General features: G+C 68.8%; 13 protein-coding genes. 6 read left to right on the forward strand and 7 right to left on the reverse strand.

Annotated features, from left to right (window positions below):
* The first annotated feature begins 1 nt into the window (after position 1).
* Together HCU64_RS01690 and HCU64_RS01695 are read left to right on the forward strand one after the other, a co-directional pair.
* Complete coding sequence (locus tag HCU64_RS01690) at positions 2-937, forward strand: hypothetical protein (RefSeq protein ID WP_233382058.1); 936 nt, start codon at positions 2-4, stop codon at positions 935-937.
* Entirely contained in the window at positions 934-2,109 is a 1,176-nt protein-coding gene (locus HCU64_RS01695; RefSeq protein WP_233382059.1) for a GNAT family N-acetyltransferase, read from the forward strand. Before HCU64_RS01690 ends, HCU64_RS01695 begins: the two co-directional genes overlap by 4 nt.
* Positions 2,110-2,203: 94 nt before the next feature.
* On the opposite strand, the gene HCU64_RS01700 is transcribed toward HCU64_RS01695, so the two are convergent.
* The gene (locus HCU64_RS01700) at positions 2,204-2,686 is read right to left on the reverse strand and encodes a peroxiredoxin (RefSeq protein WP_233382060.1); all 483 of its coding nucleotides are present in this window, start codon (positions 2,684-2,686) and stop codon (positions 2,204-2,206) included.
* A gap of 136 nt (positions 2,687-2,822) precedes the next feature.
* Between HCU64_RS01700 and HCU64_RS01705 the strand changes: the two genes are divergently transcribed.
* Entirely contained in the window at positions 2,823-3,455 is a 633-nt protein-coding gene (locus HCU64_RS01705; RefSeq protein WP_233382061.1) for a YqgE/AlgH family protein, read from the forward strand.
* 31 nt (positions 3,456-3,486) lie between these two features.
* Here HCU64_RS01705 and HCU64_RS01710 read toward each other — a convergent pair whose 3' ends face one another.
* Positions 3,487-5,157: a cyclic peptide export ABC transporter gene (locus HCU64_RS01710; RefSeq protein WP_325169941.1), complete on the reverse strand. Its 1,671-nt coding sequence runs from the start codon at positions 5,155-5,157 to the stop codon at positions 3,487-3,489.
* A gap of 373 nt (positions 5,158-5,530) precedes the next feature.
* On the opposite strand from HCU64_RS01710, the gene HCU64_RS01715 reads away from it, so the two are divergent.
* Together HCU64_RS01715 and HCU64_RS01720 are read left to right on the forward strand one after the other, a co-directional pair.
* A complete protein-coding gene (locus HCU64_RS01715; RefSeq protein WP_233382062.1) occupies positions 5,531-6,073 on the forward strand; it encodes a sigma-70 family RNA polymerase sigma factor in 543 nt (180 codons plus the stop codon).
* A gap of 43 nt (positions 6,074-6,116) precedes the next feature.
* Positions 6,117-7,169 carry a siderophore-interacting protein gene (locus HCU64_RS01720; RefSeq protein WP_233382063.1) on the forward strand — a complete coding sequence of 351 codons (1,053 nt, stop codon included), beginning with the start codon at positions 6,117-6,119 and terminating at the stop codon, positions 7,167-7,169.
* Positions 7,170-7,173: 4 nt separating this feature from the next.
* Here the strand turns inward: HCU64_RS01720 and fhuB are convergent, their stop codons facing one another.
* The 3 genes from fhuB to HCU64_RS01735 all read right to left on the reverse strand — a co-directional run bounded on the left by fhuB (position 7,174) and on the right by HCU64_RS01735 (position 10,929).
* Positions 7,174-9,180: a Fe(3+)-hydroxamate ABC transporter permease FhuB gene (gene fhuB / locus HCU64_RS01725; RefSeq protein WP_233382064.1), complete on the reverse strand. Its 2,007-nt coding sequence runs from the start codon at positions 9,178-9,180 to the stop codon at positions 7,174-7,176.
* 97 nt (positions 9,181-9,277) lie between these two features.
* Positions 9,278-10,156 (reverse strand): ABC transporter substrate-binding protein, encoded by an 879-nt coding sequence (locus HCU64_RS01730; protein WP_233382065.1) that lies wholly within the window; start codon positions 10,154-10,156, stop codon positions 9,278-9,280.
* Positions 10,153-10,929 (reverse strand): ATP-binding cassette domain-containing protein, encoded by a 777-nt coding sequence (locus HCU64_RS01735; protein ID WP_233382066.1) that lies wholly within the window; start codon positions 10,927-10,929, stop codon positions 10,153-10,155. Before HCU64_RS01735 ends, HCU64_RS01730 begins: the two co-directional genes overlap by 4 nt.
* 474 nt (positions 10,930-11,403) lie before the next feature.
* Here HCU64_RS01735 and HCU64_RS01740 point away from each other — a divergent pair, with 474 nt between their 5' ends.
* Positions 11,404-11,877, forward strand: a complete 474-nt coding sequence (locus HCU64_RS01740; protein WP_233382067.1) for a copper chaperone PCu(A)C — start codon at positions 11,404-11,406, stop codon at positions 11,875-11,877.
* A gap of 52 nt (positions 11,878-11,929) precedes the next feature.
* On the opposite strand, the gene HCU64_RS01745 is transcribed toward HCU64_RS01740, so the two are convergent.
* Together HCU64_RS01745 and HCU64_RS01750 are read right to left on the reverse strand one after the other, a co-directional pair.
* Positions 11,930-13,081 (reverse strand): DUF2778 domain-containing protein, encoded by a 1,152-nt coding sequence (locus tag HCU64_RS01745; RefSeq protein ID WP_233382068.1) that lies wholly within the window; start codon positions 13,079-13,081, stop codon positions 11,930-11,932.
* A gap of 373 nt (positions 13,082-13,454) precedes the next feature.
* A complete protein-coding gene (locus tag HCU64_RS01750; protein WP_233382069.1) occupies positions 13,455-14,255 on the reverse strand; it encodes a lytic murein transglycosylase in 801 nt (266 codons plus the stop codon).
* Between the last annotated feature and the right edge of the window lie 91 nt (positions 14,256-14,346).

Consider the following 14,346-nt stretch of genomic DNA (forward strand, 5'->3'; position numbering starts at 1 on the left):
CATGAGCAGCCCAGCCATCTTCACGGATTGGAACGACACCCACTTAGCGCTCTGGAGCCACCAGCCCCTGCGCCTGCAGCATCGGCTGCACGAGATGCCAATCTTTTCGAAGGACGCACTCGCCGACCTGATCGACCGCTATCCGCGCGAGCAATACGGCCTCGTGCATATGGGCGCGGCGGGTCAGCGTCGATTCTGGCGCGAGGGCGAAATCGGCAACATGCCGGGCGCCGGCGTGATCGATGCCATCGAGAAGGGCCGGATGTGGCTCAACCTGCGCAACGTCGACACCGTCGACACGCGCTACCGCGCCGTGCTCGACGCGATGTTCGCGGAACTGGCCGAGCGCGTGCCGGGCTTCGAGCCGGCGGAATACACCAGCGGCATCCTGATCTCGTCGCCGAGCGCCCAGGTCTATTATCATTGCGACCTGCCCGGTCAGCACCTCTGGCAGATCATCGGCCGCAAGCGGGTCTACGTGTACCCGTCCTCGGCGCCCTTCGTGACGCCGCACAACCTCGAGGACATCGCGCTGTTCGATGTCGAGGTCGATATGCCCTACGCGCCCTGGTACGACGAGCACGCTCAGGCGCTCGACCTCGCGCCCGGCCAGATGCTGAGCTGGCCGCTCAACGCGCCGCACCGCGTCGAGAACCTCGACTGCCTCAACGTCTCGATGACGGTGTCCTTCAACGACGAGTCGATCCGCCGCCTCGGCAAGGTGAACCTCGCCAACGGCATCCTGCGTCACCGCTTCGGCTATCAGCCGAAGAGCCGCGCCATCACCGGCCCGAGCTACTGGTCGAAGCTGCTGCTGCAGAAGGCCATGCGCAATACCAGCTGGGTCAAGCGCGAGCGCAGCATTCGCCGCATGGTGGATTTCCGCCTCGACGCCGAGGCGCCCGGCGAGATCGTCGAGCTGAAGGTCGCCGCATGATCGCCCTCGCGCCAACCGCCGAGGCCGCCTCCGCCGCCCCGGCGGCGCGGCGCGCGGCCCGCTACGTCGTCGAGACGACCACCGATTGGTCGGCCGTCTCGGCCGGCTGGACCGGAGCGGGCACCCCATTCCAGGAAACGCCCTGGCTCGATGCCTGGTATGCGGCGCTCCGCGAGCGCCCTGGCCTGACGCCGCTGCTGGTGACGGCCCGCGACGTCGCGAGCCGAGAGGTCGCCGTGCGGCTGCCGCTCGTGCTTCAGCGCGTCGGGCGCCGTTGCAGCATCGGCTTCGCCGACCTCGACCTGACCGATTACAACGCCCCGGCCCTCGGTCCGGCGGCGCCGCGCGATGCGGAGGGCGCGGCAGCCCTCTGGAAGGCGATCCGCAGGGCGCTTCCGCCTGCGGATCTCGTGCGCCTCACCAAGATGCCGCTGACCCTGCGTGGCCGCCCCAACCCGCTGGCCCTGCTCCCGAAGGCCCAGCCCTGCGCCCTCAACGGCAACGTCGTGGTCACGGGCGAGGACTGGGATGGCTGGCGCCGCGGCCTCGAGAAGACGGTGCGCAAGGAGCTGGAGCGGAGCTGGCGCGTCTTCTCGCGCGAGCCCGAGACCTCCTTCGAGATCGTCACCGATCCCGAGAAAGCGCAACGCATCGTCGATGCGATGGAGCATCAACAGGAAATCCGCATGCGGGCGAAGGGCGCCGACTACGCCCTCGACGATCCGGACTTCGCCCGATTCTACCGCACGCTAATCGAGCGCTCCCTCGGCAGCGGGGAGGTCCTGGTCTCGGCCCTGATGGCCGGCGACGAGGTCGTCGCCTCTCTGCTCGGCATCCGCGACGCCGAGACCTACGTGATGATCCGGATCAGCAATGCCTCGGGCCGCTGGAGCAACTGCTCTCCGGGCCGGCTGATCATCGAGCGCACCATGGCCGCATTGCATGCGGAAGGCTGCCGCTCGTTTGATTTCAGCATCGGCAACTACGACTACAAGCGCCGCTTCGGCGTGACGCCGATCCCGCTCGTCGACCTCACCGAGAGCCTCGGCCTTGCCGGCATTCCGGCGACGCTTCGTGCTGCCGCGGCCGGAGGCCTGCGCCGCTATCCGGACCTGGACCGCAAGGCGCGGAATCTGATCGGACGGCTCAGGGCTCCGAAAGTCGCGAGCTGACCCGTGCTCGCGAGCGTTCGCGAAACCGGAACAGTGGCGGGCACGAAAAAGCCGGGGATTTACCCCGGCTCATGATCGCGACATGCGATGAAAATCAGATGACCTTGAGCAAAGCCTCGGCGCTGGAAACCTCGGCCTTCGAGGGCGAGTCCTCGATGTTGAGCACGCGGACCACGCCGTCATCGACGAGCATGGCATAGCGCTGCGAGCGCGAGCCGAGGCCGAAGCCGCTGCCGTCGAGCTCGAGGCCGATCGCCTTGGCGAATTCTGCATTGCCGTCGGCCAGGAATTCGAGGCCCTGGGCGCCGGTCGCCTCCTGCCAGGCGTTGAGCACGAAGATGTCGTTCACCGCGGTGATCGCGATGGCATCGACACCGCGCCCAAGGATTTCGTCCTTGTTGGCGACGAAACCGGGCAGGTGGTTCTTGTGGCAGGCGGGGGTGAAGGCACCCGGCACACCGACCAGAACGACGCGCCGGCCCTTGAAGACGTCGTCGGTGGTCTTCGCCTGCGGGCCATCCGTTCCATTCACGCGGAAGGTCACCTGCGGCAGGTGGTCGCCAACCTGAATCGTCATTCTCACCGTCTCCTCGATCGTGCGGCAGCGTTAGCGTGGCGAGACGACAGTGTCGAGGCGGAGACACGCCTCTGCCGCGATGGAGCAGTCACCATCCTGTTATGGACAAAACCGGGCCTCGAACTAGCATGAGGAGATGCAGCCGTTCCCGCCGCCAAGCCCTGAACACGACCCCGCCGAGGATGACGGATCGGGCTATCTCGATCGGCAATTCCTCGTGGCGATGCCGGGCATGGGCGACGAGCGCTTCGCCCGTTCGCTGATCTATCTCTGTCACCACTCGGCGGACGGAGCGATGGGCATCATCGTCAACAAGCCCGCGACCGACCTCACCATGCCGGATCTGCTGATGCAGCTCGAGATCGCGCCGGCGGCGGATGAGATCCGGCTGCGCGAGCAGGTCGGGCACATGCCCGTGCTGATGGGCGGCCCGGTCGACGCCAAGCGTGGCTTCGTGCTCCATTCGTCGGATTTCCGCATCGATCAGTCGACGCTGGTGATCGATGACGGCATTTGCCTGACCGCCACGGTCGAGATCCTGCGTGCCATCGCCGAGGGTTGCGGCCCGGAGAGCGCGATCCTGGCGCTCGGCTATGCCGGCTGGCAGGCCGGGCAGCTCGAAAACGAGATCCTGGCCAATGGCTGGCTCACCTGTGCGGCCGATCCGGAGCTGATCTTCAACCCCGTCCTCGACGACAAGTACGACCGCGTCCTGCGCATGAACGGGATCGAACCGGCCATGCTTTCGCCTGTCGCTGGACGGGCCTGACGCCGGCCGGCATCGCGAGGTAGGGACGACCTCAGGCGGTCACCGCGGCCCGCTCCTCCGCCACCACTCGTCCGCCTGCAATCCGCACGACCCGGTCGGCCGCATCGAAATAGCGATCGTCGTGGGAGATCACGACGATCGTCTTTCCCAGCCGCTGCAGGTCGGGCAGCAATTCGCGGTAGAAGATGCCGCGGAACGTCGGGTCCTGGTCGGCGGCCCATTCGTCGAAGACGAGGACCGGACGACCCTCGAGCCAGGCGTTGAGCAGGGCGAGGCGTTTGCGCTGGCCGGTCGAGAGATCGACGGTGCTGAGAACCCCGTCGTTCACGCTGACCTTGTGGGCGACCTCGAGACGCTCGAGGTAGCGGTTGGCCTCGGGCGGCACGTCGGCATCCGAGCCGACGAGATCCTCGAACAGGTAGTAATCCGAGAACACCGTGGTGAAGAGCTGGCGGTAGGCGTCACGCGTCTCCGCCGTGACCGGTACCCCGTCGAGCAGCAGGCCCCCCGAAGCCGGCTCGTAGAGGGCGAGCAGCAGCTTGATCAGCGTGGTCTTTCCCGAGCCGTTCTCGCCGACGACGAAGACGATCTCGCCGGCCCGGATCTCCAGGTCGACCGGGCCGAGAACGAAGGGCGCCGCGTCGCCGGAGGCCGGAAAGGCGTAGGAGGCCTGGCGAAGGGTGATCGAACGAATCTGCTTGCTCGTCTCCGGCTCCGGAGAATGGAGCGAGCTGAGCAGTCCTTGCTCGGGGTTCGAGAACTGCGCCGTGAGATCGTTGACCCGGCGCAGGGCCACCAGGGTTCGGCTCATGGCCGGCAGAGCGCTGATGATCTGGTCCACGGGTCCGCGCATGTAGAGCAGCACCAGTACGAAGCCGCTGGCGGCCGAAGCCTCCATGTCGGTCCAGACCCATTGGCGCAGCCCGAGCACGAGGCCGATCACGAGAAAGAACAGAGCCGTGCCGAAGGCCCGGGCCGAAACGAACAGGGTGATGGCGCTGATCTGCTTCTCGCAGATCCAGTCGATGGTGGCATTGAGCTGGCCGGCATAGATGCGGCGGCGCCGGCCGCGATGGATGCGCAACTCCTTCGCGCCCTCGGCGATGGCGCGATAGTTCTTCTGCAGCCGGTCCTCGCCGTCGCGGGCGGCGTGGAAGCCGAGAACGCCCCGCACCTGCGCCCAGGCCTGCACCGCGACGCCGATCACCACAGCCAGTGCCACCACCGCGAACATCGGCAGCGAAAGCATGGCGAGATAGATCAGGCAGCCGATGCTGATGGTGAGCGAGACGGCGAAGCTCGACAGCACGAAGGCGAAATCGCTGATCGTGTCGACGTCGTGAGTGAGCACCGGGATCAGGCGGTGGCTGCGGTAGCGCTCCAGCGCTTCGATCGGTGCCGCAAGGATGCGCGCCGCGAGCGCCTTGCGCAGGGCCGCGATGATGCGCTGGCCGACGAAATTCGTGCCGATATCGGAGCCGATCGAGCCAATCAGGGCCAGGATGCAGAGCCCCGCGAAGGCGAGCACCAGCGCCGAACCCTGATCCGGCCCCGCATGCAGCCCTCGATTGACGACGGCGAGGAGCCCGGCGACGCTGAGGCCGCCCACCCCACCGAGCACGGCGCAACCCGCGATCAGCGGCGCATAGGGCCGCATCAGTCCGAACACGGAAGCGTCGGGCGCACCGCGAGATGTCATCATGGGGTGTCCCGTCACGAGGCGGCGCTGGCCGCCTCAAGTCGGACCGGGGAGTACAGAGCCGGCGGCGGCGCGGCAAGGTCAGTCGGGCGCGAGGGTCGGATTGAGTTCATTTCCGGCACTAACTAGCGATGTAGTTCTACATTGGAATAAGTATAATTTGTGTATTTTGACCAAATCGTAGGGGCCGGATTGCCATTTCTTCTTGTTGAATACGGAAAATTGCGCTGGTAGACCCGGCGCGATGAACAAACTCGGCAACCAGGCGGCCCTGAGCGGGTTTTCCGTGCGACCATCGCCTCTCGATCGCAGCATCGGCGGGCGCTCCGTGCGGCCGGCGCGGAAGCGCTTGCCCGCAAACGACGCCGTGCCGGCAATGCCACCCAGCCTTCCGAAACAGGATCTCCTCGATCTGCTGCTCGCCGACCGCGCGCGTTTCGTCGAGGTAGCGTACCGCATCCTGAAGTGCCGGGCCAAGGCCGAGGACGTGGTGCAGGATGCTGCCCTGCGGATCTGGCAGAACGGACCAGGCCCCGAGTTGCACAGCCCCGCCGGCTATCTGCGCCGGATGATCCGCAACCTCGCCATCGACGCCGTCCGCCAGGTCGGGCTCGAATGCCGCCTGCTTGCGCCGATCGGCGATGCCGACGAGGCGGCGAGCCCGTGCCCCTGCCCGCACGAGCGCATGGAGGCCTGCCAGGCGCTGAAGGCCGTGCTCGCGGCACTCGATCAGGCGCCCGCGCGCATGCGGAACGCGATCCTCGCCCATCGCCTCGACGGGGTGCCCCAGAAGACCATCGCGGCCGAGAACGGCGTCTCGCCGACGCTCGTGAACTTCATGATCCGCGACGCGACCGCCCTCTGCCGCAAGGCGCTCGAAGACGAGGGTCCAGTGGCGCACGAGGCCGTGGCCGCGTAAGGCTCCGCCGACCCTCGAGACCAGCGGCCGGGACCCCATCCGCATGCCCGTCACCGAAACCGACATCGCGCTCACCGACCCGGCCACGCTCGCCGCCCGGCTGATCGAGCACATGGTCGAGCACGAGGTCGTGTTCGAGACGCGCGGCGTCAGTACCGTGGCCGATCTCGGCCGCGGCACCGGCACGCTTACCGTATCGGCGCGCGCACTAAACGTGCGCGTCGAGGCGGAGGATGCGGGCGATCTGGAGATGTTCCGCTCGGTCTTCGCCCAGCACATCGTCGAGTTCGCCGAAGAGCCGCTGGAGATCCGCTGGACGGGCCTCGGCGAAAGCCCCGACGCCTTCGCCAATTTCCGGGAGATCCGGCTGGTCTCCGCGGAGGATCTGACGCCTCATCTGCGCCGCTTGCGCTTCAGCGGCCCCGACCTCGCGCGCTTCGCCAGCGACGAGGACCTGCACGTGCGGCTCTACTTCCCGCCGGAGGGTCTTGCCGAGCCGGAATGGCCGAGGCCCGGCCCGGACGGGCGCACGCTCTGGCCCGCGGATGACCGCAAGCCGACGCCGCGCTACTACACGATCCGCCGGATCGACCTGTCGGCGGGCACCCTCGACATCGACTTCGTGCTCCACGCCGATGCCGGCCCCGGCTCGGCCTTCGCGGAGACGGCGCAGCCGGGCGCGCGGCTCGGCATGGTCGGCCCGCTCGGGCGGACGGTGCGCCCGGCCTCCTGGCACCTGCTGGCGGGATGCGAGACGGCGCTGCCGGCCATCGCCCGCATCCTCGAAGGCATGGCGCCGGACGCCCGTGGCGAAGTGTTCCTGGAGGTCGCCGGACCGGAGGAGGAGATCCCGCTCGCGAAGCCCGCAGGCGTCGCCCTGCGCTGGCTTCACCGCGACAGCGCACCGGCCGGGTCTCAGGAGCGGCTGCTCGCCGCGCTCACCGCGGCATCCTGGCCGGACGGGGCCGAGCCCTTCATCTGGATCGGCTGCGAATTCTCCATCGCCAAGGCCCTGCGCCGGCACTTCGAGAAGGAGCGCGGGCTGCCGAAGGAGCGGCAGCTCATCGTGGGCTACTGGTCGGTCGACGACGACTGAACGTCTACCGCCGCCTGAGCAGCCACATCAGGTACGGGCCGCCGATGATGGTGGCCAGCAGCCCCGACGGCACCTGATACGGGAAGATGATCACGCGCCCCGCCCAGTCGGCGAAGGTCATGAGCAGCGCCCCGAGGATCACCGCGCCCACGAGATGATGCAGCGCCCGCTGCAGGCCCATCAGGCGGGCCATATGCGGCGCCATCAGGCCGACGAAGCTCAGCGGGCCGACGACGAGGGTCGCGGCCGCTGTCATCAGCGCGGTAACGCTCATGATGATCAGACGGCAGCGGCCGACATGCAGGCCGACGGCGCGGGCGGTCGGATCACCGAGCGGCAGGATGTCGAGCCAGCGCGAGAGCAGCGGCGTCAACGCCAGGAGCATCGCGGCGACGCCGAGAAAGAGCGCGGCCTCGCTGCCGGTGACCTGATAGGTCGAGCCGGCGAGCCAGGTCAGCAGCAGCCCGACGCGCGGATCACCGGTGGCCATCGCCACGGCGACGATCGCGCCGAAGGCCGCGCTGGTGGCGACACCCGCGAGCAGCAGCCGTTCCGGCGCGAAGGCGGAGCGGCGCCCGAGCAGGAGGATTCCGAACAGCACGGCGAAGGCACCGAGCCCGCCCGCCACGATCTGGACGCCGCGCGAGGGCGCGGCCGTCGCGAAGATCGCGATGATGACGCCCATGGCAGCACCCGAGGACACGCCGAGCACCTCCGGCGCGGCCATCGGGTTGCCCATCATCCGCTGCAGCAGCGTCCCCGCTGCGGCGAGCAGCGCGCCGGCAGCGAGTGCGGCGGCGGTGCGCGGCCAGCGCCAGGGCCACATCTCCTCGATGCCGGCGAGGCCAGCCCAATGCCAGCCGTCGGGGCCGTTCGAGAAGGCGAGCGCGCCCCAGAGCACCAGGGCAAGCGCCGCGAGGCTCAAGGTCAGCAGCAGGCCGCCGCGGGCGACGCGCGGTGCGACCGGCGGCGGCTCGGGCCGCCACAGGGTGCCGGTGCGCAGGCGCGGCAGCAGGATCAGCAGCATCGGCGCGCCGAGCAGCGCAGTCGCGGCACCGGTGGGAATCTCGCGGTAGCCGGTGGGGATCAGCAGGACGAGCCCGTCGGTCAGCCAGAGCAAACCGGCCCCGCAGAGCGGCGCCCAGATCAGCCGGTCGCGGAATTTTCGCGCGCCGGCCAGCGTCACGAGTGCCGGCGCGGCAAGCCCGACGAAGCCGATCACGCCGGAGACCGTCACCACCGCCGCGCTCAGCGCAACGGCGACGACGAGCGCTGCCAGCCGCGCCCCGGTCAGGCCGAGACCGAGATTGCGCGCGGTCTCGTCGTCGAGCCCCAATAGGGTCAGCGGCCTGATCATCAGCGCGATCAGAACCGCGGCTCCGGCGAGGCGCGGTGCCAGGTAGAGCACGTTCTCCCAACCCTGCTGCGTCAGGAAGCCCGCACCCCAGATGTAGATGCCGATCAGGTAGTCGCGGTGGAAGATGCCCAGCGAGCTGGCGATGGCGCCGCAATAGAGCGTCACGATCAGGCCGGCGAGGACGAGTGAGACCGGCGACAGCGCCCGGTTCCAGGCGAGCCCGAACACGAACAGGATCGCCAGCGCCGCTCCAGCGAGCGCCACCCATTCCTTGCCGAAAACGAAGAGCCAGGGCGCCCAGAGCGTCGCCGCCGACAAGGCGAGGCTCGCTCCGGCCGAGACGCCGAGCGTCGTCGGCTCGGCCAGCGGATTGCGCAGCACCTGCTGGCAGACCGTGCCCGCGAGGCCGAGCCCGGCCCCGCACAGGATCGCGACCATGATGCGCGGCAGCACCGTGTAATGCAGAAGCATCTGGCGGGTGTCGGTGACGTCCGGATCGAAAAACCCGGCGCGCCACTGGTCGTAGGGCAAGCGCAGGCTGAGGTCGCGGAAAGCCAGCGCCGCCGCGGCGGCAAGCAGCCCGATGACGATCAGCGCCGGCAGCCGCCAGCTGCCTTCGGACACGCGCACGACGGGACCGTTCACGCCGTGCATCGAAACGAGCTCGCGGGCTGGACGAAACGCCCGTCATTGCGCGCCGAAGGCGAAGCAATCACGGCTGTCTGGTGACCGGGGATCGGCGGCACCGCTGTCACGACGCCCCCAACGGCAATTTCTCCACCAGCAGCCTGGCGAAGCGATCGGCCGAGGGGAGGCCGCCGTAGAACAGGATGTCGGAGAGGATGGTGACGCGGTTTTCGCGCATCATCGGCAGGGCGCGCCAGAGCGGGCGGTATTTCATCAGCAATTCGGGATTCGGCACGCGGGCCGAGAGGATGCAGAGGCGGGTGTCCGGCGCCAGCCCGGCGAGCACGTCGAGGCCGACCGTGGCGTGGCCATAGATACTGGTCGAGCCGGTGAAGGCGTTCTTGATGCCGACCCGATCGAGCACGTCCTGGTAGAGGCTGTTGGCACCGAAGACGAGGGCGCGGTTGCCGAAGATGTCGCTGACGAGGCAGAGCGGGCCGCCGCGATAGGCGGCCAGCTTTTCCGCCGCCGAGGCCATGCGGGCATCCCAGCCGGCTAGATAAGCCTGCGCCACGTCCTCCCGGCAAAGCCGCTGAGCCAGCGCGACCGTCGAGGGGCGAGACACGTCGAGCGGTCTCTTGCCGGGGGCGAGGGCCTGGAAATCCACCACCGGCGCGATCCGCTCCAGCGTTGTCCGGGCGACCTGCACGCCGGTCTCGTTGACGATGAAATGCGGCGCGAGACGCTTCATCAACTCGAGATTGGGCTCGGAGCGCAGCCCCAGTTCGCGCGTCTCCGGCGGCACGGCCGGCTCGACCACGAGGTTGCGATAGCGTTCGATCTCGGGCAGCGCGAGCGGTGCGATGCCGAGGGCGAGAAGGGCCTGCACGCCAGCCCAGCCGACGGCGATCACACGAGCGGATTGATCGTCGGCGGCAGCGCGACCCGTCGCGGCGAGCAGGGCCGCGGAGCCAGCCAGAAAGGCGCGGCGTGAGGTGGTCACAGCGCCACGCTGACCGGCTGGCCGTTCTCGGGGTGGCGCAGCACGGCCATGGGCACGTCGTAGATCGCCCTGAGCGCCTCTTCGGTCATCAGCTCGGCACAGGGGCCGCGCCGGATGAGCCGGCCGGTATGCAGGGCGATCAGCTCGTCGCAGAAGCGGGCGGCCATGTTGACGTCGTGCAGCACGACCACGACGCTCGGCCCCCGCTCGGCCAGCCGCCGCACGAGGCGCAACACCTGGAGCTGGTGGCCGATATCGAGGGCCGAGGTGGGCTCGTCGAGCAACATGCAGGACGCGTCCTGGGCCACTAGCATCGCCAGCCAGACGCGCTGACGCTCGCCGCCCGACAGGCTGTCGACGAGACGGTCGGCGAAGGGCTCGACCTCGGTGAGCCGCATCGCCTCCTCGACCTTGGCGCGGTCGGCCTCGCCGAAACGGCCGAGCGCCCCGTGCCACGGGTAGCGGCCGAGTCCGACCAGCTCGCGCACGGTGAGGCCGGTGGCCGCCGGGGGCTGTTGCGGCAGGTAGGCGACCTTGCGCGCGAATTCCCGGCGGTTCCAGGAATTCAGCGGTTTGTCCTCGAAATGGATGGTGCCCCCGCTCGGGTCCTGCTGACGGGCGAGCAACTTCAGCAGGGTCGACTTGCCCGAGCCATTGTGCCCGATCAGGCCATAGACGCGGCCCCGCTCCAGCGTGGCGCTCACCGGCTGCAGGAGGGTGCGGCCCTCGACTGCGAAGGTGAGATTGTCGAACTGGAAGAGAGGAGCGCTCATCGGGCGGTCTCGTGAAAATGGGAAGGCACGTCCTGCGATCGGCGATGTCCCGCACCACTCACGCCGTTGCCCTCTCGAATCCCTGTGCCAGCGCCTTCGCAATCTCGCGCTGCGCCGTCAACGCATCGTCCGTGATGCTTCGCATGCGCAGGAACTCATCGCCACTGGAGCTCGACCGCACGAGTCCGCCGGCGCGTGCCGGAGGTGTGGGGTCACGATTGAGACGCGCAGCCGGGCACGGAATTTAGAGTCGGCCGTTCTTTTCGGATCGGGGGGACCCGTTCCGGCCATGTCAGAACGGTGATGCGGCATTGCCGAGATGTCGCAGCTCCGCCGGGATCACTGCCGCAATCTCGGCCGCAAGTCGCGCCATCTGCTGCAGCCGCAGGCGCCGCCGATGCGGAAAGCCGGTTGCACGAGACGTGCTTGCGATGACGGACCTGCCCGTCCACGTCGACCGACCCTGAGGACCCGATGAGACAGACACCCACCACGCTTCTCGCGATGACCCTGGCCCTCATCCTCGGCGGTCCGGGCGCCGCGCTTGCAGCGGATGCCGAGATCGGCCCGTTCAAGATCTCCAACGCCCACGCACCGGCCACGGCCGAGGGTGCCAAGGACGCGCCCGGTTATTTCACCGTCACCAATACCGGCAGCGCCCCCGACACCCTGATCGGCGGCTCCTTCGCCGACGCCAACCGCCTCGCCATCGTGTCCGGCGCAGGAAAGGCGACCCGCGACATCCCGGGCGGCCTCGTGATCAAGCCGGGCGAGACCATCACCCTCTCGCCGAGCGGGCCACACATCATGTTCGTCGGGCTGATCGGCTCACTCGAGCCCGGCCTGACCGCACAGAGCATCCTGCACTTCGAGAAGGCGGGGACCGGTGTGGTGGAATTCACGGTCGAAGGCGGAGCGCCGAAGGCGGCCAGACGCCACAAGCACTGACCGACAGCCGCTGGTCTCATTCCGGGCCCACGGCCCGGAATGACGGCATCGACTAATCGCCGGCCTTCGCCGTCCGTACGGTGCCGCGCGACGCGACGGCCGGCACCCTGTCCTGGCCATTGCCGGGTACCACGACCACCCGGGCGACCTGACCGGACAGGTAGGCCTGCAGGAACCGGTTGTAGTCGCGGAACGAGATGCAGCCGTTCGAGGCCCCGCTTGGTCCAAGCATGAAGGTGTGGGCCAACAGTCCCGCCCGGCCATAGATCGCCCCGGCACCGCCGACGGGGTTGAGGCGGATCGCCCTGACGCCGTGGAAGAGCTGCTCGCGCTCGGTCAGGTCGTAGACGCCCGGTGGCGTCGCGCCGCGCATCTTGATCGCAACCGAGCTGGGGTTGTCCATGTGCTCGCCGAGGCCGGAATGGGCCTCGAGCTTCTCGCCGCTCGGGAGCGTCACGATCCGGGCGCTGATGTCGTAGACGGCGACGCCGCCGCCCGAAGGCGGAGGTGCCGGGGCGACCTGGCGCGGGATGGCCGAGGCCACAGGCGGCTGGTTGAGCGCGGCATAGGCGAGCGCCGGGCTCTGCGGCTCGGGCGTGATGCCGAAGACCTTGTCGAAGAACGAGCGCGTGTCTTCCTGCGGGGCCTGCGACGGCGGGGCAGCAGCGGCTACGCGGCGCGCGGCACGCCGGGAATATTGCAACGGATTCGGTCCGCGCAGCTCGGGCGGGCGCGGCACCGGCAGCGGCACGGTCTGCACGAGGCGGTCGCCGGTCTGCAGATCCGTCACGGACGGGGTGGGCGGCTCGGGCTCGGTGGCCGGCGGCGGCTCGACCATCGCCTGCTGCGTGAACGGGTCGACGGCCTCGGCCGATGCGATGTCGGGCGTGGCGTTGGAGCCGGTGACGGCGGCGGCCGATTTCGCCGGCTCGGATGCATCGAGCGGCTGCGCATTTTGCGCGATGAGCGCGCTACGCAGGAGGTTGATCGACTCGTAGTCGAGGGCCGGGAGGCTCTGGCGCAGCTCGGCGGCGGCCTGGGGGGCCGCGGGCGTGGCGCCGGAGGGGGCGATTCGGCTCGAATGGGTGAGACCGCCGACGACGCCGAGCCCGGCGAGCGCCACGAACGCGCTGCGCACCAGAATCGGGTAGCGGCCCGACAGGCGAGCCATCTCGGCCACCGTTGGTTGGGGAAGCTTCGTCATCCGGAGCGCCGGCCCTCCTCGCCTCGCGAGATTCGCCCCGGACCTGGCAGCCCGGTGAATCCGCCATGCATCAAACAGCCGAGGTCGCCGGGCATTTGTGGGGCAGGAGCATGGTGAATCTGGGCCGAACCGGGGCGTTTCGCGTCTCCAGAGGGGGAGATGACCCCTCGAAAGCAGATTTGCCGGACGGTTGCCGCGCAGAATCGGCCCCGCGGCGGCGTCCCGACAGGCCAGAGCCGAATCAAAAGAGGCCCGGCATGGTCGCCGAGCCTCCAGAAATCTGTCGCCGATCACCAACCAAGCTTGGCTGTACGATCAGGATATCGCCGTCCTTGGCCTCTCGCCTGTGGTGGGGCCCAGAACGACTTGGATCTTACTCTGCGCCGTCGATCTGGCGGCCCATGATCGAGAGGGCCTGCTGATAGACGGAGGCCGCGTTCCACCCCTGGAGGGCGGCGAAGTTCGGCTGGCCCGGGGCGTAGCCTTGGCCCGGCTGCCAGCCATGCCCTTTCAGGAAGTTTGCCGTCGAGGTCATCGCAGCCGCGACGTTGTTGAGGTCGCCGCCGGTGCCGTAGAGCAGGATGTTCTTCGGCAGGAACTGGGTGTGCCCCACCTCGCCGTGGGCGGCGCCGCGGGTCGAGGGCGTGATCACGCCGCGATCGATGAGCTGAAGCGCCGCGTAGAGCTGGTCGGTGAAGTAGGCCGAGCGCCGGCAATCATAGGCGAGCGTCGCCACGGCGGAGAGCGTGTTGACGTTGCCGCGCACCTTTCCGAAGCCGGTCTCCATGCCCCAGATCGCGATCAGCGGCCCGGCAGGCACGCCGTAACGCTGCTGGATCGAGGAGAAGAGCGCCGCGTTGGCGGCCTTCATCCGGCGTCCCTGCGAGACAATGGTCGTCGAGCCGCGGCGGTTCATGAACTCGCCGAGCGAGAGCTTGAAGCTGTGCTGGCCGCGATCGGCCGCGATGGTCGGCGTCGAATAGGAGGTGCCCATTAGGGCCTGAAGGCTGGAGGCGCTGGCACGTCCGCGCGCCTCTGCCGCGAATTCCTGCTTCCAATTCTCGAAGCCGCCGGCGGAGTTGCCGCATTGCGCGGCCTCGGCCCGTCCGGCCACGCTGACGAGTGCCGCAAGCGCTGCGGCCGTGATGGTGATGCGCCGCTTGTGGTCGGTCACTGGAAACTCCCTGGCAGTTGCCCGGACTCGTCGGTGACGACCCGGCAGCGCGGCCCAAATCGTTGCCGTTGTAGGCGAAGATATGACCGAG

This window comes from Methylobacterium sp. C25, assembly GCF_021352225.1.
GTDB lineage: Bacteria > Pseudomonadota > Alphaproteobacteria > Rhizobiales > Beijerinckiaceae > Methylobacterium.